This window comes from Thaumasiovibrio subtropicus, from assembly GCF_019703835.1.
GTDB classification, from domain to species: domain Bacteria; phylum Pseudomonadota; class Gammaproteobacteria; order Enterobacterales; family Vibrionaceae; genus Thaumasiovibrio; species Thaumasiovibrio subtropicus.
Genome location: NZ_AP023054.1, coordinates 2,072,968 through 2,097,712, shown reverse-complemented (window position 1 = coordinate 2,097,712; position 24,745 = coordinate 2,072,968). Strand labels below are relative to the sequence as shown.

The 24,745-nt window shown below is 45.7% G+C and carries 20 protein-coding genes; 12 read left to right on the top strand and 8 right to left on the bottom strand.

All coding sequences use genetic code 11. The annotated features are described in order from the left end of the window. The first annotated feature begins 129 nt into the window (after positions 1–129). The gene (locus tag TSUB_RS09285) at positions 130–1,086 is read left to right on the top strand and encodes a LysR family transcriptional regulator (protein WP_087024180.1); all 957 of its coding nucleotides are present in this window, start codon (positions 130–132) and stop codon (positions 1,084–1,086) included. Positions 1,087–1,143: 57 nt separating this feature from the next. Here TSUB_RS09285 and TSUB_RS09280 read toward each other — a convergent pair whose 3' ends face one another. Next, the gene (locus tag TSUB_RS09280) at positions 1,144–1,692 is read right to left on the bottom strand and encodes a GNAT family N-acetyltransferase (protein WP_087024182.1); all 549 of its coding nucleotides are present in this window, start codon (positions 1,690–1,692) and stop codon (positions 1,144–1,146) included. Between the two features lie 412 nt (positions 1,693–2,104). Between TSUB_RS09280 and TSUB_RS09275 the strand changes: the two genes are divergently transcribed. Beyond that, the gene (locus TSUB_RS09275; RefSeq protein ID WP_087024184.1) at positions 2,105–2,533 is read left to right on the top strand and encodes a hypothetical protein; all 429 of its coding nucleotides are present in this window, start codon (positions 2,105–2,107) and stop codon (positions 2,531–2,533) included. A gap of 992 nt (positions 2,534–3,525) precedes the next feature. After that, on the top strand, positions 3,526–5,220 hold the full coding sequence (locus TSUB_RS09270; RefSeq protein WP_159064984.1) for an HD domain-containing phosphohydrolase: 1,695 nt from the start codon (positions 3,526–3,528) through the stop codon (positions 5,218–5,220). A 178-nt stretch (positions 5,221–5,398) separates the two neighbouring features. Here TSUB_RS09270 and TSUB_RS09265 read toward each other — a convergent pair whose 3' ends face one another. The 3 genes from TSUB_RS09265 to TSUB_RS09255 all read right to left on the bottom strand — a co-directional run bounded on the left by TSUB_RS09265 (position 5,399) and on the right by TSUB_RS09255 (position 10,188). Further along, on the bottom strand, positions 5,399–6,670 hold the full coding sequence (locus TSUB_RS09265) for a dicarboxylate/amino acid:cation symporter (RefSeq protein WP_087024188.1): 1,272 nt from the start codon (positions 6,668–6,670) through the stop codon (positions 5,399–5,401). Positions 6,671–7,021: 351 nt separating this feature from the next. Continuing rightward, the gene (locus TSUB_RS09260) at positions 7,022–8,422 is read right to left on the bottom strand and encodes a sigma-54-dependent transcriptional regulator (protein WP_087024190.1); all 1,401 of its coding nucleotides are present in this window, start codon (positions 8,420–8,422) and stop codon (positions 7,022–7,024) included. Then, the gene (locus TSUB_RS09255; RefSeq protein WP_202819771.1) at positions 8,419–10,188 is read right to left on the bottom strand and encodes a transporter substrate-binding domain-containing protein; all 1,770 of its coding nucleotides are present in this window, start codon (positions 10,186–10,188) and stop codon (positions 8,419–8,421) included. Before TSUB_RS09255 ends, TSUB_RS09260 begins: the two co-directional genes overlap by 4 nt. Before the next feature lie 482 nt (positions 10,189–10,670). On the opposite strand from TSUB_RS09255, the gene TSUB_RS09250 reads away from it, so the two are divergent. The 4 genes from TSUB_RS09250 to TSUB_RS09235 all read left to right on the top strand — a co-directional run bounded on the left by TSUB_RS09250 (position 10,671) and on the right by TSUB_RS09235 (position 13,723). After that, the gene (locus tag TSUB_RS09250; protein ID WP_087024192.1) at positions 10,671–11,264 is read left to right on the top strand and encodes an NADPH-dependent FMN reductase; all 594 of its coding nucleotides are present in this window, start codon (positions 10,671–10,673) and stop codon (positions 11,262–11,264) included. Between the two features lie 321 nt (positions 11,265–11,585). Next, positions 11,586–12,056 carry a MarR family winged helix-turn-helix transcriptional regulator gene (locus tag TSUB_RS09245; RefSeq protein ID WP_087024194.1) on the top strand — a complete coding sequence of 157 codons (471 nt, stop codon included), beginning with the start codon at positions 11,586–11,588 and terminating at the stop codon, positions 12,054–12,056. Between the two features lie 194 nt (positions 12,057–12,250). Then, the gene (locus TSUB_RS09240; RefSeq protein ID WP_087024805.1) at positions 12,251–13,273 is read left to right on the top strand and encodes a porin; all 1,023 of its coding nucleotides are present in this window, start codon (positions 12,251–12,253) and stop codon (positions 13,271–13,273) included. A gap of 12 nt (positions 13,274–13,285) precedes the next feature. After that, a complete protein-coding gene (locus tag TSUB_RS09235) occupies positions 13,286–13,723 on the top strand; it encodes a DoxX family protein (protein ID WP_159065007.1) in 438 nt (145 codons plus the stop codon). A gap of 328 nt (positions 13,724–14,051) precedes the next feature. Here TSUB_RS09235 and TSUB_RS09230 read toward each other — a convergent pair whose 3' ends face one another. Continuing rightward, complete coding sequence (locus TSUB_RS09230; protein ID WP_087024809.1) at positions 14,052–14,984, bottom strand: hypothetical protein; 933 nt, start codon at positions 14,982–14,984, stop codon at positions 14,052–14,054. A gap of 454 nt (positions 14,985–15,438) precedes the next feature. On the opposite strand from TSUB_RS09230, the gene TSUB_RS09225 reads away from it, so the two are divergent. After that, positions 15,439–16,566 carry a patatin-like phospholipase family protein gene (locus tag TSUB_RS09225; RefSeq protein WP_221274515.1) on the top strand — a complete coding sequence of 376 codons (1,128 nt, stop codon included), beginning with the start codon at positions 15,439–15,441 and terminating at the stop codon, positions 16,564–16,566. Between the two features lie 40 nt (positions 16,567–16,606). Here the strand turns inward: TSUB_RS09225 and TSUB_RS09220 are convergent, their stop codons facing one another. Next, positions 16,607–17,542 carry a dienelactone hydrolase family protein gene (locus TSUB_RS09220; RefSeq protein WP_087024814.1) on the bottom strand — a complete coding sequence of 312 codons (936 nt, stop codon included), beginning with the start codon at positions 17,540–17,542 and terminating at the stop codon, positions 16,607–16,609. 288 nt (positions 17,543–17,830) lie between these two features. Here TSUB_RS09220 and TSUB_RS09215 point away from each other — a divergent pair, with 288 nt between their 5' ends. Further along, positions 17,831–18,256 carry a BLUF domain-containing protein gene (locus TSUB_RS09215; protein ID WP_087024816.1) on the top strand — a complete coding sequence of 142 codons (426 nt, stop codon included), beginning with the start codon at positions 17,831–17,833 and terminating at the stop codon, positions 18,254–18,256. A gap of 229 nt (positions 18,257–18,485) precedes the next feature. Further along, positions 18,486–18,929: a GNAT family N-acetyltransferase gene (locus TSUB_RS09210; protein WP_087024818.1), complete on the top strand. Its 444-nt coding sequence runs from the start codon at positions 18,486–18,488 to the stop codon at positions 18,927–18,929. A 53-nt stretch (positions 18,930–18,982) separates the two neighbouring features. Here TSUB_RS09210 and TSUB_RS09205 read toward each other — a convergent pair whose 3' ends face one another. Both TSUB_RS09205 and TSUB_RS09200 read right to left on the bottom strand, forming a co-directional pair. Beyond that, entirely contained in the window at positions 18,983–20,770 is a 1,788-nt protein-coding gene (locus TSUB_RS09205) for a M3 family oligoendopeptidase (protein WP_087024820.1), read from the bottom strand. A 167-nt stretch (positions 20,771–20,937) separates the two neighbouring features. After that, positions 20,938–22,530: a sensor histidine kinase gene (locus TSUB_RS09200; RefSeq protein WP_087024822.1), complete on the bottom strand. Its 1,593-nt coding sequence runs from the start codon at positions 22,528–22,530 to the stop codon at positions 20,938–20,940. A 276-nt stretch (positions 22,531–22,806) separates the two neighbouring features. Between TSUB_RS09200 and TSUB_RS09195 the strand changes: the two genes are divergently transcribed. After that, complete coding sequence (locus tag TSUB_RS09195) at positions 22,807–23,451, top strand: RNA ligase family protein (RefSeq protein ID WP_087024824.1); 645 nt, start codon at positions 22,807–22,809, stop codon at positions 23,449–23,451. Then, on the top strand, positions 23,451–24,689 hold the full coding sequence (locus TSUB_RS09190; protein WP_087024826.1) for an AAA family ATPase: 1,239 nt from the start codon (positions 23,451–23,453) through the stop codon (positions 24,687–24,689). The genes TSUB_RS09195 and TSUB_RS09190 overlap by 1 nt, the downstream gene beginning before the upstream one ends. The last annotated feature ends 56 nt before the right edge of the window (positions 24,690–24,745 follow it).

The window sequence follows — 24,745 nt, the reverse complement described above, 5'->3', positions numbered from 1 at the left end:
CAGGGTATTCGTTAGCAAGCTACTTGAGGATATAATCGAATCACCGCCAAAGCAGTGTCTTGCTGACATGCCTAAGTTTTGTCGCTAATCAGGTATCGAGAGACAGCGAGAGTATAAAAAGGAAAAGTATTGAATCAGTTTGATGTAAATCTACTACGCGTATTGGCTGTTTTGCTTGAAGAGCGAAGTGTTACTGCCGCCGCGGAAAGGTTATTTCTGAGTCAGTCGGCGGTAAGTAAGCAGCTCGCTAAATTAAGACTAGCGTTTGATGATCCGTTGTTTGAGCGGGAATCGAAAGGGTTGTCACCGACCCCTAAAGCACTGTCGCTTGCCCCGAAAATTCACGCGATTTTATTGCAAGTGGATCAGCTAACCCTGCCTGAACTGTTTGAACCCAGCTTGAGTCGAAGGACATTTGATTTTGAACTGTTAGAGACGGCGTATTCGGTTACTTTTCCCCTGTTTATGCCCAAAGCGCTTCAAGAGGCCCCAAACATCAGCGTTAATTCAAAGACATGGAATGAAGGTAGCTTAAAACGATTACTTCGTTGTGAGTCAGATTTCGGTATCGCGATTTTTGAGTGGGACGAAAGGGCAACGGCGCATGCCAGTCAGATCCCAGAGGAACTGAATGCGGTCGAGCTTGTAAAAGACTATTCAGTCTGTGTTATGCGAGTCGATCATCCAGCTGCAAAGGAACCATGGAACTTAGCCACCTTTTTAAAGTATCGTCATCTACAAGTGACAACTGGGGGTATCTCTGGTTGGATGATTCAAGCCATGATAGAAGCGCAGCGGCATAGCCTAGATAATGCTGTTCATATGTCTGATTTACGTAGTGCGATTGAATTAATTGAGCAAACTGATTTGCTAATGTGTTATCCCGTTTCAACGATTCACCGTTTCTTAGCCACGAACAACCTGATAGTGCGGCCATTGCCGATTGAGATTGCACCGGCGGGTCACTTTCTTCTCTGGCACAAGAACTTTGAAAATGACCCTAGCCATCGATGGTTGCGTGAACTGATCATTCGTCATGCATCGGGAAATGATTGGTGGCTTAAGCTGTTTCCTGAGCCAGTTTGATTTTGTTTGCACCGACCTGGCGACTATCGTTTTAGAAGGAAGAGGTCGGTAGCCAAATTAGCGTGTCTGTTGCCAATCTTCTCTGTGTAATCCATAAAACGCGTGATTAACGATGTAACCGTTAATGTTTTCCGTGTTGGTGAGTATCCCCTCCAATTTAAACCCTAATCGTTCACACAATGCGCGACTGGGTTTATTATGCTCGGCGGCAGCGATTTGCACTTTCTCCATCTTCATTTCATTAAAGGCCTTGTGAATGAGATGAGAGACGCTGCGAGACATAATGCCTTGGCCTTGATATTTTTCGCTTAGCCAATAGCCAATCTCTACACGTTTTGTCGTATTCTGAATGTTATTAAAGCTAATGTTGCCCACCAAATCACCTTTAAAAAGAATGCCGCAAGTCAGGGACTTTCCATCGGCATAATCATAGAGGGACTGTTTAATGAAGCGCATAAAGAAAGGTTCGCCATCAGCAAAGTGTACCCAAGGTAACCACTCACCTAAATACGCTTTTTGTTCGAGTACAATGTGATGGTATTGCGTTGCAAAACTGGGCTCGACAAGGGCGAGTGAAATCTCTGAGTCAACTTCTTCGCGGAACATAGGGGACGCCTCTCTTACAAAAAGTGCATTGAATACAGTTACTTTGCCACAAGCTTAGCGAACAATAAATGGCATTCTTAACCTTGTTTGAGTATTGAGAGCGCACTATGAAAGACGTGCTTAATTCCAAGGGTAAATAGGGGAAATATTCTTAAGGAGAAAACGCCCATTGAATCTATTTATTACGAGGCTGAATGTTTTTGAGGTGTTTCTATAACAAGCGATTGTCGATGCAAGAAATAAAAGTCAACGAGATGTCAAAATGTAGCCACTTGCACCATTATTAACGGATATCGCTTGACGGAAGAGGAGGAGAGATGACAATGGCTATATTTATATCCTTGGCGCTATGGAAAGACAAGATTCACACATTGCGATACCGATGGTTTATCGCAAGAGAGGAGAAGGATAAGTGCTAAATCGTAACGCGTTGTTAGCCGGATGGATTGGACTGCTGTTGAGCATTGTATCCCTGATGGGGTGCGAAATGATGGCGCATTTTGATGCTCGCACTCATCAACAGACTAAGCGGGTAGAAAAGGTGCTGTTTCAGCACTTTGATTTTTTAGCCATGATGCCTGAGCAAGAGCGGAATTTTCGCCGTTTCGAAGTGGATTATTTAAATATTGATGTTGAAATTCAGCAACTGGTACGAATGCAGTCATTGAGGCCGAGTAACCTGTTGATGACGCAAACGACAGAGCAGTTTGCCTTGCATTGGCAAGAGGACCGACGGTTGCACCAGCGAAATAATGTACTTACTGACAAAGAGATAAGCGAAGCTGTTGAACGGTATCGGAAGATTTTTGACCTTTTATTGCAACCGCCAGTGGCAGAGTAGTCATGGTCATCATTGTGTTACTAGAGTGACTAAGTAAAGCCATGATAACAAACCTAGTACCAGCCACGCTAAACGCCGCCAAAACCGCTGCTCATCGATGAAAGCGGCAATATCGAAATGCCAACGACGCCCGTCCCCCCATGAAATCGCTGTGCCAAAAAAGAAAAGGTAGCCTGACCAGATAATGGCTGTATACTCAAGCCACCTCAAGATGCAGGATTCAGAAGCAGACTAGCGCGTTGAGTTCAAGGCAAAGGTGTGAAGGAATGGCCTTCCCCTTTCGAACACCTTTAACGCAGAAATCGGGGCGCTAGTTGCTTCCCGAAGGGCGAGTTTTCTAGGCTCGCCACCTTTGTTACTGCTTTTTGATTTAGTCCACTAGACCTTCAAAGCAGTGCCTCGATGGCAAACCTAGAAATTCTCGCTGATTAAGCATCTTGAGGCGGCTTGAGTATATAACCACAGTACAAGGCACTTAACAAATAGAGGCATGCTCGCAGCCTGAAGCCATTTGACGCTAGCCAAATAGGTGAAAGTACAAAGGCTCCGATGTTGACGTTACGGTACCAACGCATTTCTTGATAGAGAGGACGGCATATCGAACGGTGGTGTGTTCGAGCCTTATTACGTCGATAGTGCCAACGAACACTCATAGCGATGAGCATAATAAGGGCTGCAGCAATACAGAAAGTAACGTTTTGGTGCATCTTAACCTCGAGATGAATCACAATGTCCATTTTAATGGGCTGGTTGGTGTGGTTTAAGTGTGTTTTTTTGGTAATGGGAAAAGTTGCGAGTAGGAACAAACTCTTAGCTGATACGTGTTTAGATTACACAACTCTCTAAGATGAACGGATTTCGCAGAAATAAGAACTGTTCCTCATTGGTATTGATAGTATACTTAATTGGTATTTTACTATTTCGATGAGGTAGCCATGTTCGCTAGCTGTTATTGGCGATATTGTTCAATAATACTGCTCATTGTATTCACGATGGGTAAAGCATTTGCAGAAACATCAGTCAAAAATATATTGATTCTTCATTCTTACCATCCTTCTTATCAGTGGACCCATGACTTACAAAAGGGAATAGAAGCTGCGCTTGAAGAGAGTTCTGTTCATGTCAAACTCTCTATTGAATACCTAGACAGTAAGCGTGTTTTCTCCGAAGAATATTATCAGACATTCGAACAATACTTTATTCGAAAATACATAGGCTATGATTTTGATGGCATTATTCTAACCGATGATAACGCGTTGTTGATGGGTAAGCGGCTGTCTTATCTTTTCGATGCGGATACGCCAACGGTAGCGGTGGGTATCAATGATACACGCGCGAATCTAGATGATATATCCGTAAATAATCGGGTTTTTTATTCGAAAGATCGTGTTCTTGAAAACTTAAATCTCATTGCTGATTTGAGGCCGCAAATAAAGAAACTCTACTTTCTGACTGATCAAAGTATCTCGGCACAGTTTGTCGAAAAGGAAGTTGTGGCGATATTTAAAGAAAGTCGAATGGCTAATATTGAATTGGTGCTAGTCGATAACCTCACGGTTCAGGCCGCGAGTGAGTTTGTCGCTAACATTTCGCCGCATGATGCGGTGTTGATGAGCCATTTCAATACTGAAGTGGAGTCAGGTGTCTATTACACCTACCATGAAATAACGAAGTTGATTGGCGAGCACAGTGTTGCGCCAGTGTTCGTCTTTTGGGAGTTCTATATCGAGAATGGTGTACTTGGTGGGTATGTTAACCATTCAGAGAAATTGGGGCGAATTGCTGTTTATGCGTTAAGTCGGTTTATCTCCTTTGGTGTCGATATGCCTTCATCATACCGATCCAGCTACAAACCGGTTTTTGATTTTCACTCTCTCGAACGCCATGGTGTTTCCCTCGCGTCGTTGCCGACAAGTGCGATACTACTCAACAATCCCATCTCGTTCTGGGAAGAGCATTGGCAAGTGCTCGTGATCGCAACGGTAATTATTGTGTGTCTGTTGTTGATTATTCTTGCTCAAGGGGCATTGATAAAGCATCGCAAGTTGTTAGCACAGAACAATAGGCAGATTTATCAATTGCAATCTCAAATGTTGGGCGCGCAAAAAGAGATGGTCATGATGTTAGGTGAAGCGATTGAGTCTCGCTCTGGTGAAACGGGCAATCATGTTAAGCGGGTCGCCAAGATGTCAGCACACCTCGGTCAGCTTTACGGATTGAACAGTCGAGAAATCGCGGAGTTGGAAGCCATTAGCCCGATGCATGACGTAGGTAAAATCTCAATTCCAGATATGATTCTTGAAAAACCGGGCAAGCTAGATGCCGAAGAGTGGGCAATCATGCAAACCCATACCACATTGGGCTACCGTTTGCTCAGTAGTAGCCAAGGTGAACTTTTTCAAAAAGCGGCAATCATTGCACACGAGCATCATGAGCGCTGGGATGGTGAAGGGTATCCAAACAACAAAGCTGGTGAGGCGATCCATGTCTACGCGCGTATTACCACGATTGCCGATGTATTTGATGCGTTACTGAGTAAACGCTGCTATAAGGCAAGCTGGGACGTGCAAGAAGTGATTCGTTATTTTCAGGAAGGCGCTGGGAAGCAATTTGACCCGACACTCACCAGTATGTTGCTGGCGAACATTGATGCCTTTCTTGCTATCCGTAATCTTTATCCAGATTGAGCGATAGATAAACCTGCTGTGTAATTTGTAAAAAAAACCACCTAAGCATGTTGCGAAGGTGGTTGGTGCCATCATTGGCTAGGGAAGAGGGGTAATTGTGGCTCGCCGCTTTAACTTTTATGTGCGCTTATGGGGTCAGTCACATTCAGCGCGGTATCGGACAAGCCACAATATTCTTTTAGGCTTTTGCTTGCTCAGAAACAGGCACAGTCTTATCGCTGTTATAGATGGTTTCGTCGAGTTCATTCTCGCTCTTACCAATCAGTGTCGCGACCATCATGTCACCACAGACATTGACACTGGTACGCGCCATGTCGAGGATACGGTCGATACCTGCAACAATCGCCAATCCTTCCATTGGCAGACCGACAGTGGTTAATACCAATGACAGCATGATCAAGCCGCCACCAGGTACGCCAGCGGTACCAATTGAAGCGAGTGTTGAGGTCATGATGATCAGTAGGTATTGGGACATTGTTAGGTCAATGCCAAATGCTTGCGCGATAAAGAGCGCACAAACACCTTGGTAAAGGGCAGTACCATCCATGTTGATGGTTGCGCCAAGTGGCAGAACGAAGCTCGATACGCCTTTTGAAACACCAAGCTCTTCTTGAGACGCTTTGATAGTGGCAGGTAGCGTGCCTGAACTACTGGTGGTGGTAAAAGCGACCGTTGCTGGGTTAATCACACCTTTCAGGTAACGCACTGGGCTTAGCTTACCAAGCGTGCTGATGATACCGCTGTAGAACACGATAACGTGGATAACACAACCAACGTAGACGGCGAAAATCACTTTCGCGAGTGGCAGTAAAACTTCCAGTCCATAAGTACCTGATACCCAAGCCATTAAACCGAAGATACCGAAAGGCGCGACCTTCATGACGAGTTCAGTCAGCTTGTACATGGCTTCTGCAAGGCTTTCGAAAACTTGAACAGCCGGTTTGCCTTTGTCGCCAATCAGGGTGAGTGCAATACCGAGCGCTAGAGCAAAGACAATGATCTGTAAAATGGCACCGTTAGCGAGCGCTTTAACCGGGTTGGTTGGGATCATATTGAGCAGAGTAGAAACCAAGGTTGGCGCTTCTTTGGCGGCAACCGCAGCTTCCGAGGTCGCGATATTAATCCCTACACCTGGTGCAAATAGGGTACCCATACCAAGGCCAATCGAGATGGCGATAGCAGTAGTCGAAAGGTAGAGTAAAATGGCTTTACCACCGATACGCCCCATTTTGCGAGGATCCTTCATTGACGTCACGCCCACAATCAGTGAACAGAACACCAGAGGGACAATCAGCATTTTGATCAGGTTGATGAACAGTGTGCCAAGTGGCTTAAGCATTGCCGCGCTTTCGCCAAATAGCACACCGACAGCACAACCGGCAACCATACCGATTAATATTTGTTTCCAAAGTGCAATACCTTTTGAGGTAGCTGCCGCTTGATTCGACATAGTCGTTCCTTTTTCTTTCCTTGGATACCTGCAACGCGAACTATGAGCCGCTTTACAGGTATGTTGTATTGATAATCCTAAAGTTTACTTATTGTTTTTATTAGCAATTTGTCGGTTTGCTGGCGTAACAAAGCAAGACCAATGCCAAAAATGAAACATCGTGTTAAGTTATTGTTGTGCTTGTTTTTATTTTTGGAATAAATGAGATGAATGTGGTAGTAGAAGATGGGAAGGGGTATAACTATGGTTATGCCGCTTTTGTCTGGAAATCATAAAGCGGCATTAGTTGTTGATTTATAAGGGTATTTAGGCTAATTACTTTGGTTATAGCTCAGATGAAAGTTATAGGGGTTAGGTGTCTCTTTTTTTAAGCCTTTTACTCAGCGCGGGTTGCGAGATACCTAATAACTTCGCCGCAATAGACTGACTTCCTTTGCTGCGACTCATTGCTTCATCCACCAGTAACTCGCTGGCTTCCTGCAGTGTTGGCAAGTGTTCACACGCCGAAAAGAGGTTGTGGGTGCTCATGGTTGCGGTAATGGCTGGGGCTTGGTCAAAAACTTGTTTGAACACTTCTAGTGACAGCATTTTAGAACGATGCCGGCCTACTGCATCATACGCAAGTGCGCGCAACTCGCGCACATTTCCCGGAAAGTGATAGTTTTCTAACAGTAAACTCAGCTCTTTTGGAACGGTAGGCACAGGCTTGTCCATTTCCAGTGCGGCAATATGGATAAAATGGCGGACCAGTAGGCTGATATCGCCTTTTCGATTGCGTAAAGGTGGCACGTCGACCTGATGTGTCTTGAGGCGATAGTAAAGGTCGCGACGAAACTCACCGTGTTCCATTTTTTCGTTCAGACGTTGATGGGTTGCTACCACGATACGCGCATTCATACGTTTTGGTGTATCGCTACCGAGGGGGTAGTACTCACCCTCTTGCAATAGGCGCAACAGTTTGACTTGTGACGCCATACTGAGGTCGCCTATTTCATCTAGGAAGAGTGTGCCGCCATCAGCTTTCTCTATCATGCCCGATCGCGCTTGGTCGGCACCCGTATAGGCACCACGTTTATGACCGAATAAGGTGTCGGCAAAAACGTTATCATCTAATCCTGCCGCATTGACGCTGATAAGTGGGCCTTTGACATGGCTCAACTCGTGAATGGCTCGGGCAATGAGCTCTTTGCCACTGCCACTTTCACCACAGATGAGCACAGGTTGCCGACTCGGAGAAATGGACTCTAGGTAGCGAAAAATCGAATGCATCCCTTTGTCATCGGTAATGATGTGTCGGAAAGCCTCGGGAAACTGCAGTTTGTCGTCAAAAAAGCGCTGTCGCATCGCTTGGTTTTCTACCCGAAGCTCAAGCATTTGAATAGCACGGCGGATCCCCGCAATGAGTCGACTCTCTTCCGTTGTTTTGACGAAATAGTCAAATGCGCCTTCTTGAATGCACTCGACAGCGGTTTCCACTTGATTTAACCCACTCAACATAATCACCCCGACATCAGGAAACTCTTGAGTAATGGTTGAGAGCATCTCGCGCCCTGAGTGATACGGCATTGTTAAGTCGAGCAACACCAGCCCAATAGGCAGTGAACGTAGCATCGCATGCGCATCACGTTCGTCCTGGCAGGTGTAAATATGATTGAATCCATTCCGTTCCAACGTGATAGACATACTGCGCAAGAACGCGGCCTCATCGTCTATCAAAAGAATACCAAACGAGGGATATCTATCTTGGTTCATGTGTGACTTCCTAAAGCGGATACTGCTGGTGGAACCGCTAAATTGAGGGGTAATCGAATCGTTGCTGTTGTGCCTTCACCTGGATGAGAGTGGAAGGTGAGGGTACCTTGATGTTGCTCGATAATGTTCATGGAAACAGAAAGCCCTAGCCCTGTGCCACCACTTTCCCGCTTAGTGGTAAAAAAGGGGTCAGTGAGACGAGTCAGATTTTCTTTATCGATACCAACGCCCTCGTCACGAATTTGGACAAGTATCGCTTGCTGCTCAAAACTGAATTGCGTGGATAGCCAAACACATTGCTCGGTTGATGTGAGCGCCTGACAAGCATTGAGTAATAAGTTAATGATGACTTGTTCAATACGCTGTGCATTGCCTTGAATGAGGGGCAGGGATTGACCGTCATCGACGATAAAGTGCTGGGTTGATTTCTTAATCGTGTTATCGAGAATACGAATGGCGGCTTGTACCACTTCATTGATATCGACCTCTTCATCCATTGCCGATGAGTCTTTGCGGGCGAAATCGCGCAAGTCTTCAACAATTCGCCGAATGCGCTGGGTTCCTGCGAGCATATCGTCGATTAAAAGTGGCGCATCTTCGCGCATTCTACTGTACGAAAGTCCGCCCATGCGAAAATCACCGTGGGTTTGATAATGTTGCTCTAAGATGGGTGAAATATCGCCGTAGATATCCTTAAACAAGGGTAAGTTGAGCATGAGTAAGCTGGTTGGATTATTGATCTCATGGGCAACGCCAGAGACTAAAATACCCAGAGAGGAAAGCTTATCCGCTTGAATGAGCTGCTGCTGTTGCGCTTCGATTTCTTGTGTTCTTGCGGCGACTTGTTGCTGTAAGGTGCGGTTCCACACCACGATCATCCCGAGCACAGCAAGGAGCAAGACCGCGGCAGCCAGAAAAGCGAACAGGGTATCTTTGGAGAGATGTCTTGGATCCTCCAACTGGCTAAACCATTTGTCGTAGATTGCTTGTTGTCGCCCGGTATTAATGACGATAGCAAGCCCCTCGCTGAACTGCGCGAGTAAGGCATCGTTGCCTTTTTTTACCGCAAAGCCATAGCGTTGTGCGCCAAAGGGTTTTCCCACCGGAATGATATTGGTTAAGTCGAGTTCTTTCCCGAGATACAAGCCGGGCAGGTTTGCGACCAGTGCAAAGTCATGCTTACCAGACGCGAGTAGTCTTAAGGCGTTGGCATGGGTATCCACCAGAATGAGGTTAGCGTGCAGGTTCTGCTGGCGGATGAGATCATGCATGATCCCATCGGATTGAACGATGACGTCTTTGCCGGTGAGCTCAGATAAGTTTTCGACACTCTCTGTCCCTTTCCGCGCAAAAATCGATTGATGAATAATGGCATGCGCAGGCGAGAAGTCGAAATCGAGGGCGCGATCACGCGAATAAGACATCCCTTGCAGTACGTCAATCTCATTATGGAGCAGCTTGGCGCGAGCGGCGTCCCAAGATTCAAGCTGAATAGTGACGTGCATACCCATCACTTCAGCGACTGCGCGCGTCAGATCAACATTATAGCCATCGGGCTCCCCCTGGGCATTGATAAACTCATAGGGCGGATAATTGTGGTCACCGCCAACGATGATGGTCGGATGCGCCAAGGCGGAGAGACTCGTCAGTGCATTCAGGCTGAGCAGTAAACGGGTGTAGAAATGCGCAGGCCGAGCACGCTTCAGTGAAGACATGAAAAGGCTCACTTTATGCCATGCTTGCACAAAGTAGGAGGAGTGATTCATTGACGCTTTTCCCTAAGCCGCCACACAGAATGAATATCGTGTGAGCTGATTGCACGAAGAGTAATAGATTTGATGAATGATTTTACTACTCAGCTAGCTTTGTCGCCATAGTTAACGCTATAAAGTAGCCCAAAAAACAACACTATATGTGTGTTGTTTTCTATCATCCTTATCCCGTTGATAGCCTTTTGATTGATGGCGAGTCGCACGCTTTCTCACTGGTGTAGACATGCGCACTGAACAAATCCCTTAGAAAGATCCTGAGCATAAGTCCATGAATTACAAAATATAACAATGAAGTTCCTTTTCTCCGCTTAGGATGTCGATGTGTATTTCATCATCAGATTGAACTGATGAACATTATATCTCCACATAAAGATACTTGACGTAAGTGTATGTGATTGGTTAAGGTGTATTTGTCTTCACGTAAAGATACTTTAGTGGGGGCGGCTTGTTTCAATGTCAACGATAAGGGAAGAGAAATGAATATAACGATTGTCGCAGGTAGCCAGCGCGCCAACTCACAGAGCCTCAATGTCGCCAGATATCTACAAAAACTGAGTCAGCCACATTTTTCTGAGGTGAATGTGTTGGATCTGAATGATTTGAAGCTGCCACTCTGGAATGAGGGGGTTTGGCAAGGGACAGCGGAGTGGGATCAATGGAAGCCTGTGTCTGAGCTATTGAAGTCGTCCGACGCGTTTATTTTCATCACGCCAGAATGGCACGGCATGGCAACCCCAGCGTTGAAGAACTTCTTGTTGCTTACCACAGCAGACGAGCTCGCGCATAAACCCGCATTACTCGCGAGTGTGTCAGTCAGTCAAAATGGCGTCTACCCGATCAGTGAGCTTAGAATGACGGGCAGCAAAAATAATCATGTCTGCTATTTGCCAGATCATCTTATTTTCAGAGAGTCAGATAAACTGATTACGGAAGAGCAAGTTTGCTCAGATGAACGATTCGCGGCACGCGCGGAATACACACTCGAGTTACTCGCCACCTATGCGAGTGCGTTAGCCCCTGTGCATCGCGACATGTTACAAGCGGGAAAGCCTTTTCAGTATGGCATGTAGCTATCTTGTATAACATAAGGCACCTTAAAGGTGTCTTATACTCAAGCATCTTCAGGTGGCTTGAGTATATTCCTCTACAATCGACCTTATAACATTCGAATCGCTTAGGTGAATCCTCCGCTGCCTATCTAGATAATTGTCTGATAAATAGGACATTTCCCTGCCTGCTATTTCCTGCTTTTTACAATTAGCAATACTAACTAAACTATCGATACAGCTTTTTGTTGTATCTACAACACAAATTTGCGACACTTCAATTGATGCAGGTACAACAAGGTTTTGTGATAAAGTACATGTTGAGATATTCGAGGAGTTATTAAGATGTCTGATGACAAAGCAGTGAAACCGACATGTACTCGTTCAATCCCGAAGTTTGAGTCGTCACCCTTTTTTCACATGGGGGTGGTACATCGTCACTTCAGAAATGAGGGGCATCGTCGGTTAATGCAGCACCATGACATTACGACTGAGATGCAAAAGGCGATGGAGATGATTGCCACGTTTCAGCCTATAAGCCAGCAAAAGTTAGCGGATGCGTTGCTCACTGAGCGCAGCACGATGAAGCGATTGGTCGATAATTTGATTAAACGTGAATTGATCGTCGTGACGAAAGATGAAAATAATCAAAAAACGAAACTGCTTTCGTTAACTGAGTTTGGTGAAGAAACCCGAACGTCAGGCAATGTGATCATGCAAGCATTGCAAGCTGAATGGTTAGAAGGGTTGAATGGTGATGAGATATCAACGCTCAATAGTTTGCTAAATAAAATAGCGAAAAAAGTAAATCGATGACCTTTGTTTTAAAGTGCTGTAAATAATAACTGTTCTATCAGGTCTATTTAAAATAATAACATTCGCCAGTTATCTGGTGAGTGCTTATTCAGACGATTAACGCTATTTGATAAGTGCCAAAGCGTATTAATTGTTTGGATTGAATTAATCTTATTGGAAATAAATTAATAACTAACTCGTTGTTCTGAGGACTTATGAAAAAGTGCGTAGTACTGACGGCATTGTGCGTTGCGTCAGGGGTTAATGCTGCCCAAATTAATGATTACATTGAACTGAAAGGTTTAGCTGGTGCATATCAAACAAATGGTGGGCCGTTAGCGGAAGGCGCTCAAAAGGGTAACCCAATTGAAGCGAAAGTGCGAATTAATGGTTTGGCACATTACCCCATTAATGATGAGTTAAAAATTTTCGGCCGTACTGAATATGATCTCAATTTCCTGAATTTAAAAGAAGGCACTGAGATTAAAAATGGTGAGCTGCGAAAGCGCTACCAATATATCGGTGTTGAGCATGATACTTATGGTCGACTATGGTTTGGTAAAGACTGGGGTGCGTCATACGCACACATGCCTATTTTAAAAATGAAGTACCTCGGCTTTCAAGACGTCTTGGCAGGGCAAGCAACGTGGCGTAATCGAGACACACTCATCTATAAGAACCAGTTTGGTAAATGGGGCATTGTTGCCTCGACAGAGCTGTCTGAAAAACGCCGCAAGTTCGATTATAAAGACGATGCCTTTACCACTAATGGTAACGCATTCACGGTGACTTATGGTGCATCGCCTTTCTTTGGCGAAGGTTTTGGTGTCGGTTACGCCTATCACGACGCGGGTTTGTTCGGGCCAAACGGTGCGCTGTATAAAGATAAAGGCGATGCGACACACAACCTTGGTGCGAATTATCGTAAAGGTGCTTGGTATGTGGGCGGTACGATTGCCAAGTCTGACCTCAATGACAACGGTAAGTCAGCGAATTTAAAAAGCACAACTTGGGATGTGGTTGTTGAGTACACCTATAGCCAAGATCTAAAATTTGTTGCCCATCACGCGCAAATTTATGGTGGTTGGGGTACACAAAACGAGCGCTTTACGGGCTATGGCGTGCATTACAGTATTTCAAAAACACTGGGTATGTTTGTAGAAGGTCGCCTATCGAACGGCGGTGACTCAAATACCCTAGAAGACACCCATGTATTTGGCCTTGAGTGGACGTTTTAAAGGATAATGAATATGAAAGATATGATGCTTCAAAAGTTACTCTCAGTATCAGAAAACAATCATTTAGAGCTTATTTTCCGCCTAATGGTCGGTTTCATTATGCTTTACCACGGTTTCAATAAACTACAGAATCCGATGGGTCTTGTGCCTTTCTTAGAAATGAAGGGAGTACCTTTTCCAGTGCTTGGCGCTTACTTAGCGGCAATTACTGAGTTCTTTGGCGGTCTTGCATTGATGTTAGGTTTAGCAACGCGTTTGGCTTCATTAGGATTAGCGGTGTGCATGGTGGTCGCGATTATGACGATGGGAGGATTCAGTGCAGGACTAAACTCTTTGAGTGGTGGTCTTGAATATCAATGGGTACTGCTGTCCGTCTTCACTTACTTTGCTGTTGCTGGCTCCGGAAAAACCTCATTGGATTGTATCCTTGCGCGTAAGTTAATACGTTAAGTTGTATACTCAAGCCACCTCAAAATGCAGGATTCAGAAGCAGACTAGCGGTTCGAGTTCAAGGCAAAGGTGTGAAGGAATGGCTTTCCCCTTTCGAGCGCCTTTAACGCAGAAATCGGGGCGCTAGTCGCTTCCCGAAGGGCGAGTTTTCTAGGCTCGCCACCTTTGTTACTGCTTTTTGATTTAGTCTACTAGACCTTCAAAGCAGTGCCTCGATGGCAAACCTAGAAACTCTCGCTGAACAAGCATCTTGAGGAGGCTTGAGTATAGCAATGTTATCAAAGGGAGACGGTCGGTCTCCCTTTTTACGTTCACGCGTTAGGCTCAGTTAAAAACTATATTTCACTGCGAGTTTGTAGAACATGCGATCGCGATCGGTCGCGTTTTGCACATTGTCCCAACCTTTGCGCTCTTCATTTTGGTGATAGACTTCATACACCAAGTCAAAATCGTTGTTCATTTGGTAAGCCCCAAACACACCGAAGCGGTTGCGCGCTTCTTTCTTGGTTTCACCCATGCCATTTTCAAATTCGCGATGGAGATTGATACGCGCAAACGGTGAAATAGACAAGCGATCAAAGTTGTGCGTATAGATCATACGCAACTGCCACTCGTCCATGGTTTCTTGTGCATTGGTGTGCTCGACACCTTTTGCTTTACTCTGTTCGTTATAGAATGAGATGCGCGCACTTTGCGACTCATTAAACGTCATGTTTAAACGAAAATCTAACTCATGCTTGTAATCGTTATAGCTGTGACGGTCGGCACCGCTGCGTGGCTCTTTCTCTACACCACGATATTCGTCTTTTGCCGTAACAGGGGCAATGAAACCATCTAACGCAAGACTAAAGGTATCGTTTAACTTGTAAGTCATGTTTGGATAGATACGCCACTCTGTATCACGAGTATCGTTATGGCTGTACTCATTGTGACGAATATTAAGGCGTGGTGAAAATGTGAATTGGTCGTTCACTTGGTAGTGGTAGAAGACAATGTACTCTTGACGACCACGGTCATTGCTGTAGGTATTACCCTCAGCGCCTGACTGCTCTGATGCTTGCTTATCACTGAATTTAAATTGGACGTGCAAAGGAGTATCGGCAAAGGGTTGAATACCCGCCGCTAAATAGGGCATGAACATATCACTGCTGCTGTGGGCAGAATTATGGTCTTCCATCTCAAAACCGAGCTCGATGAAGCCTGCTTGGGCAAAACTTGACATAACCAGAGCGGCCACTGGTAATAAAGTTGTTCTTTTCATTGTTATCTCCAAAGTAAAACAATTCACGGTGGGTAAATTGCGCTGAGCGAGAACAGCGAATGGAGATTAACGGCTGAAACTGAATAAATACTGAATGAACTTTTCCGATAAATGGCAATCTTCTAAGTAGGTTATTGAAAATAAAATTGTTTTTGTAATACAAATGATTTTGGGCATGGATCACAACCTGATGATCTCATTGGTTTAAATACATGCTTGAATGTAAACGATAGAAAATAGATATCAGGATAAATTTGTTTTCGCTGTTGACTCTAGTACAGTTCAAGACTCGATAATCCGCGCCGAATTTTTGCTTCATCATTGATATTGGGGGAGTTATGTTAGCAAAAGCCATATACATCGGTGTTATCTTGATTATTATGTTGTACGTTACCTTCTTTTAGGACGCCGAGAGTCTAATTGGCAATGATTCGAGAGAGTAGAGGTGTGGAACGTGTTGTCTAGTGCATTTGATCACGCAGCGTTGATTGTCCAAGGGGGAGGCCAAAAAGGTGCTTTTTCCGCTGGGGTTCTCGATAGTTTTATGGATGCCGATTTTGACCCCTTCGATTTGTATCTAGGTACGTCATCAGGGGCGCTTAATATCGCGCCTTTTGTGAGCAAACAGCGAGGCTATGCGCTCGATTTTATCCTCAACTATACGACCAGTGAGCGTTTTTTTCATTTACCTCGGTTTGTGCGTAAACAGCAACCCATGGATCTTGATTGGGCATTTAACTTTATTCATACGGGCGAGTTTCCACTCGATATCGAGAAAGGCAGAGGCAATTTAGGTAAAGGAAAACAAGCGCTGGCCTGTTTGACGCGAACCGATACCCTTCAAGACCACTATTACCCGATCTTCGCAGAGGATTGGTTCAATATATTAAAGGCCACCTGTGCGATTCCTGTACTTTATTACAACGATATTGAATTTGATGGTCACACTTGGGTGGATGGTGGTGTGTCAGCGACGATTCCGGTGATGGAGGCATATCGCCGCGGTTTTAAGCAATTGGTTGTTATTCAAATGACACCGTTGAGCGGAGAAGTTGTCCTTAAAAGAGAAGATCGCTTTGAGCGTCTGCGCCGAAACTTCGAAGAAAGCCTACTTAATTATCAGCGACGTGAATCGAAACAAGGTGCATCGTTATCGTTGGCATCATCGACGGAAAATAGCGAACCCACGACGCCACGGTCTTCCCTGCTTGATCAGATAGAGAAGAAGGTGGATGCGCTGCTTGCCGAGAAGAAGCGTCAAGAGACGTTTCTGCAGGAACAGACACGGGATTGGGGTGAATATTTGGAAGACTTGCTGCGCGTCATGGTCGCTAAAGCGCGTCAGTTTGACTTTGATGCTTCAAATGCAAAGATGTTGGAAATGTTGATCGCGCATTATGACAATCATGCTCAGATAGAAGCGTTTCTAGATAAGCCGCCTGAAGAAGCCAACATCTTTCGTATCGCACCGATGCGGCCGTTGAAAAGTAGTAGCTTGATGAGTGAACGTGATGATCTTCTCGAGGATTATCAGCATGGAAAACTGGTCGCGATGGAGTTCCTCAAACAACATGTGAGTTAGAATGTGCACCGCCTAGCGAGCAGGCGGTGCATTGATATGCTTAAGACACCTCAAGATGCTGTTGAAAGAAGGCGATGGTGCGCTGCCAAGCAAGTTCCGCTTCTGCAGGCGCATAGCGACCTGTCGAGTCATTGTGGAAGCCGTGATTTACCCCATCATACATGTGAGCGATATAGTCGGCATTTTGGGCTTTCAAAACCGCTTCATACTCAGGCCAAGTGGCATTCACACGTTTATCTAAGCTAGCAAATTGCAACATCAATGGGCCTTTCACTTTATCACGTAAGCTCTCCGCCGCAGGTGTGCCATAAAAAGGGACACCAGCATCAAGTGTATTCGGCATCGCAGCTGCCAGCATATTGACAATGTAACCGCCAAAGCAAAATCCTACTGCGCCAAGTTTTCCATTACTGAGCGGATGATCTTTTAAATACAGGGCTGCGGCAAGAAAATCAGCCTCGATTTTGCTTCTCTCTAGCGCCTTTTGCATTGCGCGTCCCTGATCATCATTGCCGGGATAGCCACCTGCAGGGTGAAGCGCATCGGGTGCAAAGGCGACAAATCCCACTTTCGCCAAGCGTCGCGCCACATCTTTAATATAAGGGTTCAGGCCACGGTTTTCATGTACAACGAGTACAGCTGGCGCGGTCGATGCTAGGGCTTTTGGTACCACAAGATAACCGCGGCCCTCTCCGTGGCCCTGAGGTGAAGGGAAGGTCTCGAATGTTGCGGTAATATCTGGGTCGTTGAAGGAGATCTGTTCTGCCAATGCATAATTTGGTGTGAGTGCAGCGGTAATGGCACTTGCGCTTAATCCGAGTAGGGTTAAACCGCCTAATCGCTTCAGAAACTCCCTTCTATCAATAATCCCATGCGCATATTCGTCGTACCAGTCGAATGCTTCTTGAGGTATGGCTATCGGTGCGGCGTCGTTTGGGCTCGTGTTGCTTGTCGGTTTGATGTTGTTTTCGGTCATGCTTTGCTCCAGTGTCATGAATAGAAGAGAAATAGACTGGTGCTTCCGGTAGACACTGTATTACCACGCTCAGTTAGCTGACCGACCAGTTTAGTCCTTTTGAGTATACGAACTAGACACTAATGAGTTTGTTTTTTTGTTACTAGCAAACAGGTTTGTGACAGAGATACGGAAGTTAATCGTGCTTTTATTTTGATAACGAATACTCCCTTTTGTTTTCGCCTAAATAAGCTAGTTTGAATACACGTCGATCAGCAACATTGACTAAAAAGTCTCGTGGGGGCAAGAATGATTGAGCGAATTGTCTATATCAGTAAATCTCAGGTACGTTTCTCACAGCGTGAACTCGATATGATGTTGGTAGAGTTTCGAAAAAAAAATCAAGCGGAAGGCATCAGTGGTGTACTGCTTTATTCTGGAGAGACCTTCATTCAGCTGTTTGAGGGAGAGGCAACGTCTGTTGCGCGTTTATGGCTGCGTATTAAAGCAGACTGCCGTCATGAAGAAATTGTGCTCCTTGAGCGAAGCGTATCCCAAAAACGTATTTTTGGGGGCTGGGCGATGGGGTTTGTACGCGTTAGCCCTCAGGTTAGCGAGGGGTTCTGTGATTATTTACGACAAGGAGAATTTGAGCATCAGCGATCAATGAGCAGAGATCTAAAGGCAATTTTTGCGCAGTTTTTAGCTGACTATGTTGACATTGAGACGGACTAACATGAGTCATTTTTGACGACAAAACTGGGCGAAAACAAGACTGAAATAGGTATCTATCGCAACTTTTCTCGTTTGGTATTGATGACAAAAGTCCCAACGTTGGTAATGCGTTAACAACATGTTGTGCAGCTAAATCAATTCCTCGTTTACTGTGGCCACCAGGCCGTACGTTTTTCTCTATATTGTGGAACTGTTTTTATGCTGGCGTATCTTGAAATAGGAAGATTATATGACCATTGCGAAAGTAACAGTGAATGAAATTGAGGCGACAGCGTCGCTATTTGATGCTTATAGAGTTTTTTACGGTCATGCCTCTGATATTGCCGCTGCGAGAGAGTTCATCAACGCGCGTGTCGTTAATAAAGAATCCGTGATTTTGTTAGCTCGCGATGAGGGTGGTAAGGCGGTCGGGTTTACCCAACTTTACCCTTCATTTTCGTCTGTTTCTGTTGCGCGGACATGGATCTTGAACGATCTGTTTGTGAATGAAACGCAGCGAGGGAAAGGTATAGGAAAGCAATTATTGAATGCCGCGAAAGCGCATGCGATTGCAACCGGTGCAAAAGGTTTGTCTTTGGAAACCGCGCGAGACAATACCAACGCTCAAGCGCTTTATGAGTCACTCGGGTATGAGCGAGATAACCATTACTACAGCTATTTTCTAACGGTGTAACGGCTTTAACCGGAGCAGCAAAGTGGCAGAGACAGGCTCTGCCACTGATAAAATTAGCTCAGAAGTCGCTCAAACGCCTCAACATCTTTGCGAATAAGATCCATACTTTGTTGCCAAAATTCTGGTTTGCGAATGTCCATTCCAAGGTGTTTTTGCACCACCTCTTCCGCTGACATACAACCCGTATCCATCAATAGTGCCTTGTAATCCTGATAGAAACTGTCTCCCTTTGCTTCACGCTGTGCATAGACACCTTTGCTGAACAGGTAGCCGAAGAGGTAAGGATAGTTGTAGAAACTGACGCTATCGATGCTGAAATGAAGCTTACTTGCCCAAAACATCTCGTTGGTTTCTGTCATCGCCTCGCCGTACCATTTCGCCCATTTTTCGGCCATGAGAGCACGCAGTTGTTCTGCGGTCAGCTCGCCTTGCTGGCGTTGCGCGTAGAAGTTGTTTTCAAAGTCGAATCGGACCGGGATATTGATCGTTAATGCCAGTGCGGATTGGGCTTCTTCCCACAGCATGTGAAGTTTCTCATCATCCGTCGATGTTTTGGCGAGCAAGGCATCTCGTACGACGTTCTCGGCAAAAATAGAAGCGGTTTCTGCCAATGTCATTGGGTAGGATGCGAGCGCTAATGGTCGCTCGTTAAGTACCCAGTTGTGGAAGGCGTGGCCTAACTCATGGGCGAGGGTAATGACATCCGACATACTGTTACCCCATGTCATGAAGACCAATGGCGTGCGGGTATCAGCAAACCGAGTACAGTAGGCACCCAACCGCTTACTTTGGGCTGGCGCGGCATCGATCAGCTTTTGGTCTACCATATAGTCGACAAAGTCGGCCATTTCAGGGTCTACGCCAGCAAAGGCTTCTTTAATGATCTCAATGGCATCCTCAAAACTGTACTCGCTGGCAACGCCCTTCTGAGAGGGCATCGATGCGAGCTCATCCCATGGCTTTAGTTTGTCTGTACCAAACATTTTCGCCATCAACAAGCCTGCTTTTTGGCCAATGTCGCGGTTTTCCCACGCGACGTCCATTAATGCCTCTAATGTTGCGCGTTCAATACGGCTGTCATTGAGAGAGGGCGTTAAGTAATCCAGTGTTTCGGTATGGCTGCGTTTTTGATATTCGGTTAAACGTGAACCGGCGATAGCATTAAGAATTGCCGCGATGCTCACTTGGTGCGTTTTCATAATGTCACTGATCGCATGCCAAGCGGGTGCTCGGCGTTTTTCATCTGAGCCATAGAGAATGCTTGCCGCGGTTGCAAGACCGATAGTCTCTTCCGTTCCGTCATCGAGCTTGAGTGTCACTTCTAAGCTGCCTGTGAGATTGTCGTAAAGTCGCCCCCAGGCTTCTTTTCCATCCACATTCATCGCGGCGAGAAGTTGCTCTTCTTTTAAGCCAAGCTGGAAAACACGCTCTTTACGTTGTAAGGCGATAAGAAAACCGTGATGGGCTAGCGATCCTGTCTCGTTATTGCCTGCGAGTACCGCCTCGACCGTCTCATCATCATGGTTAACCAGTGCGAGGCGCAGTGCGCTGCAGTGTTGGTAAAAATCAGAGTTGAGTTTGCTGCTTTTGACGTACAGGCTTCGTGCTGCCTCATTGTTGGCATCTGTAGAGGCGATGCAACTGCTGTAGCTTTGCAGTGTCAGAAGCTGTGTTAAGGCTTTATCATAAAGCGCCAGTGCGGTTTGCATCTCTTCGATGCTATCTGTTGATAACGCAGCGATTTTTTCGCCAGTTTCGCGGACAAATTGAATGTCGCGTTGAATTTTCTCATCCGTGAGGCTTTGGTAGGCAATGGTGAGATCCCAGACAGGTGCGCTCATACTTCTCTCCCTGATCGAAATAACTAGCGATGTTAGTAGGTAATTAATCGCGTTAAGACTGTTGCGAGGATGCATCATTACATAGGGATGAAAAAGGTGCGAATCTAATTCGGCTTTACTCGTTAGATGAGCTTTTTTTGTTCAGTAAGTGAGTTGTAATGCTCTCTTTACGTGCTTGCCGATTTATCATGCCAAGGAATGGGTAATTCGACAGTGAAATGCGTACCAATGCCTTCCTCGCTCTCTAGGGTGATTTTGCCGTCCATGAGTTTGACGAGCTTTTGGACAATCGCAAGGCCAAGCCCCGTACCACCGTAATCACGAGTGGTTGAGGTGTCAGCTTGTTCAAAGGCATCAAAAATCTGCGACTGTTTGTCTGCTGCAATACCAATGCCCGTATCGTTAACAGTAAAGGTTAGATGCTGGTTACTCGGCTCAAGCATGGACTTGATCAGTACTTCACCTTCATCGGTGAACTTGGCGGCGTTGCCACCTAAGTTGAATAGAATTTGTCGTAGCCTTGCGCTGTCCCCTTGAAACTCGATTGAGTCTTCGATCTGATTATCGATTCTTAAGTTGAGCTGTTTGCTATCAGTAAGTGGTTTTATTGCGCTATAAACTGGGTTGATGACTTGAGATAAAAGAAAGGGTTTCTGGTCGAGGCAGAGTTTGTTTTGCTCGATTTTAGCGAGATCGAGTATGTCATTGAGGATGGTCATTAGATGCTGCCCAGATTCGAGCACCATGCCTATGTGAGTTTTGGTTTTTTGTTCCTTCGTTTGCTTATCAATCAGCTGAGCTAGTCCCAGCACACCATTCATAGGGGTGCGTATTTCATGACTCATTGTCGAGAGAAAATCGCTTTTGGCTTGCGCGGCGGCTTCGGCTTTGACTTTTTCCTGTTGAAGCTGTTTATTGTTTGCCCGCATGTTGTCGTCGTACTTGACGAGATTCGCCGCCATGAGATGGAAGCACTGAGTCAGTTCACCAAGCTCATCCTTATTATGTAAGGCGTGACATTGGGCGAGGGTGGCTTCGGCTGCAGTCAGGTTGCCTGATGATACCTGCTCAGTCGCAACGAGTAGGGTACTAATGCGGTTTTTTTCTCTCGATGCAGCTGTTATTGCGACGAAAACGGCAATGATGATCGACAGGATACTGCCCGCAATGAGCGTCAATTGGGTGCGAAAGGCTGACTGTTCAGATTTCTCTATGCGTTTTTCAATCAAAGCGTGCTCAATCGCGATAAACTCCGCAATCTCTTGACGTATTTCATCGATAATGCGCTTGCCAGTCTCTTTCTGAATCAATGCGATGACGCTGTCTTGTGACGCTAATCCGATGTTTACTCGTCTACGCTGTTCAATTTCATACTCCCCAGCGAGGGTTAGCCATGAAAGGTGAAGTTCAGCGAGCCGATCTAAACGGGCAACTTGCTCAGGGTTATCGCTCACTTGATTTGATAGGACGGTAATTTTGTTGTCCCATTGTGCCAGCGCGTCATAGTAAGGGGCCAAAAAATTGTCTCGCCCAGTGATCAGGTAACCTCGTTGTCCGGTTTCCATGTCCACCACTAAAGTGAGTAACTCTTGGGCACGCGCGATTGCCTTGTGGGTGTGTGCTACCCAATGGTTATCGTGGACCATGGATTCGGTATTTCGAAAAGCGGCAATGGAGACGATGAGAATCAAGGCCACTGGTATAGAAAAACTCAGCAACATCTTCTTTTGTATAGAGAGGTCATCAATCCAGTTGCGCATGTGAATAAGGATAAATCCTTGTTATGAGTGTGCCTTAATCAAGTGTAGAAGAAAGTGTTGAAAAGTAGACACTCGCACTGGGCTTATGTAATATCCGTACAAAACTTGTACTATTACTTCAGGTGTTAACACGTTCACCTACCTACACAGAGGAATGAAAGCTCACCCTTTCTTATCATGTTATGTAATTGCTAATCCTTCGACTCTGACCACTCAGTAAGCCTACTCCTGTAGCAGGATAGTTACTGGTGTTTAAAATTTGACGTTAGGATAAGTATGATGACTACTCGCATTAAATACCCCCGTACACCCCATTTACCCTGGTCACAGGGTGTGACCAGTGATGATATTCGCTGTGTCGATACCACCGTATTTGAAGGCCAGCGCGTTGTCGTGACTGAAAAAATGGATGGTGAGAATACCACTTTGCATCGAGATTATTGCCATGCTCGGTCGCTTGATAGTGCACACCATTCATCGCGCGACTGGATAAAACGTTTTCATGGGCGACTGAGTTACCAAATCCCAGCAGGATGGCGGATCTGTGGCGAAAACCTATTCGCACAACACTCGATCATTTATACAGAGCTAAAAAGCTACTTTTATGGCTTTTCAATCTGGGATGAAAGCAACTGTTGCTTGGATTGGGATGATACCCAGTTGTGGTTTGACCTTTTGGGCATCGTTTCCCCTGCTGTTTTGTACCGTGGTGAATGGAACTTGGATGTGATCAAGGCACTGGCTTTTGATTCTGAGAAAGTTGAAGGCTACGTGGTTCGTCTCGAAACGGGCTTTGTCTATGGTGACTTTGCTAAGGCTGTCGCTAAATGTGTAAGAAAAGGCCATGTCCAAACGGATCAACATTGGATGCATCAAGCCGTTGTGCCTAACGGGTTGATATCTCCTGAGGAGGACATGTAATGGAGGCGTGGTTGAAATCCCTAGCGGTTGACGCTGAACCAAGCATGGATGAATGTGTCGCGATATTAGGGAAAGAACTCGAATGGTTGCATGAGTTAAAGCACACCTCACAAGATCCTGAATGGCACGGCGAAGGCGATGTTCACGTCCATACCGGAATGGTACTTGATGCACTTTATCTGCTGTTAAGGAGTGAAGCGCAACATATCCGTGGCTTACAGCGCCAAGCATTGATCCTTGGCGCGGTGTTACACGATATTGGTAAACCGCGTAGAACCCAACAAGTAGAGATTCGTGGTGTCCCGCGCATTGCTAGCCCAAAGCATGAAGAGGTTGGACGAAATTATCTCGCGATTAAGTTGATGTCGTTGCCATTGGCTTATGAGGTCATTTGGACGGTATTAGGGCTAGTGGGCGAGCACCATATGCCTAAGCTTCTTGTGGTAAAGAACGCGTCAAAGGGAGGCTATCTGACGCTTTCTCGTCGTGTGGATACTGAGCTGCTCTATTGGCTCGAAGTGGCAGATATGCGCGGTAGGATATGTCCCGACTTAAGTAAGCAGTTGGGCCTTCTAGAAGAGTTCAAGCTTTTCGCTGATGAGTATGACGTTTGGGGAAAAGCCTACCAGCCACGGACCTTAGATTCGCATATCAAGACAGAGACCCCACAGGCACAACGTTATTTGCGAGCAATGACAATAGCAGATATGCAGAATGATCAGGTTGTTCAAGAGGAAGAGTGCTTGGCTCGGCATTTTCGGCATAAGGAAAACTATGCACACTTAGTGGTGCTTTGCGGGCCAAGTGGGGCGGGTAAGTCTACGTATGTCAGTCAGCATTTTAAGCACTACCAGCTTATCTCTTTGGATGAGATTAGAGAAGAGATCAGCGGTAACCGAAGTAGCCAAAAATCTTCTGGGCAAGTCATGCAACTGGCTAAACGTCGTTTAAAGGTGGCGTTATCGCAAAAAGCGGATGTGGTTTGGGATGCGACAAACTTGCGCCAAGATTTTCGGAAAATCATCGTTGATTTTGGCAAAGACTACCACGCACTGGTCACCTTAGTGGTGTTTAGTTGTTCTGAAACAGCGTTACGAAGCGGCAATGCGAACCGACGCTATTCGATTCCTGATACTGTGCTGACGCAGCAGTTGTCAAAATATCAGTTTCCTGTTGTCGATGAAGCACATGAGTATCTGGTTATTGGAGAGAAAGGTGTGGAGTTGTTTGCGTGTTGAGCCGCGTATGTACTGATCTTTAGCTGTGATGGTGGACTAAACAAATACCAGAATAG

Bases quoted from the DNA above. Each gene is read 5' to 3' on its own strand.
- TSUB_RS09280 (WP_087024182.1), bottom strand. From the start codon at position 1,692: ATGTTCCGCGAAGAAGTTGACTCAGAGATTTCACTCGCCCTTGTCGAG.
- TSUB_RS09270 (WP_159064984.1), top strand. From the start codon at position 3,526: ATGGGTAAAGCATTTGCAGAAACATCAGTCAAAAATATATTGATTCTT.
- TSUB_RS09265 (WP_087024188.1), bottom strand. From the start codon at position 6,670: ATGTCGAATCAAGCGGCAGCTACCTCAAAAGGTATTGCACTTTGGAAA.
- TSUB_RS09260 (WP_087024190.1), bottom strand. From the start codon at position 8,422: ATGAACCAAGATAGATATCCCTCGTTTGGTATTCTTTTGATAGACGAT.
- TSUB_RS09255 (WP_202819771.1), bottom strand. From the start codon at position 10,188: ATGAATCACTCCTCCTACTTTGTGCAAGCATGGCATAAAGTGAGCCTT.
- TSUB_RS09250 (WP_087024192.1), top strand. From the start codon at position 10,671: ATGAATATAACGATTGTCGCAGGTAGCCAGCGCGCCAACTCACAGAGC.
- TSUB_RS09245 (WP_087024194.1), top strand. From the start codon at position 11,586: ATGTCTGATGACAAAGCAGTGAAACCGACATGTACTCGTTCAATCCCG.
- TSUB_RS09240 (WP_087024805.1), top strand. From the start codon at position 12,251: ATGAAAAAGTGCGTAGTACTGACGGCATTGTGCGTTGCGTCAGGGGTT.
- TSUB_RS09235 (WP_159065007.1), top strand. From the start codon at position 13,286: ATGAAAGATATGATGCTTCAAAAGTTACTCTCAGTATCAGAAAACAAT.
- TSUB_RS09230 (WP_087024809.1), bottom strand. From the start codon at position 14,984: ATGAAAAGAACAACTTTATTACCAGTGGCCGCTCTGGTTATGTCAAGT.
- TSUB_RS09220 (WP_087024814.1), bottom strand. From the start codon at position 17,542: ATGACCGAAAACAACATCAAACCGACAAGCAACACGAGCCCAAACGAC.
- TSUB_RS09215 (WP_087024816.1), top strand. From the start codon at position 17,831: ATGATTGAGCGAATTGTCTATATCAGTAAATCTCAGGTACGTTTCTCA.
- TSUB_RS09210 (WP_087024818.1), top strand. From the start codon at position 18,486: ATGACCATTGCGAAAGTAACAGTGAATGAAATTGAGGCGACAGCGTCG.
- TSUB_RS09205 (WP_087024820.1), bottom strand. From the start codon at position 20,770: ATGAGCGCACCTGTCTGGGATCTCACCATTGCCTACCAAAGCCTCACG.
- TSUB_RS09200 (WP_087024822.1), bottom strand. From the start codon at position 22,530: ATGCGCAACTGGATTGATGACCTCTCTATACAAAAGAAGATGTTGCTG.
- TSUB_RS09195 (WP_087024824.1), top strand. From the start codon at position 22,807: ATGATGACTACTCGCATTAAATACCCCCGTACACCCCATTTACCCTGG.
- TSUB_RS09190 (WP_087024826.1), top strand. From the start codon at position 23,451: ATGGAGGCGTGGTTGAAATCCCTAGCGGTTGACGCTGAACCAAGCATG.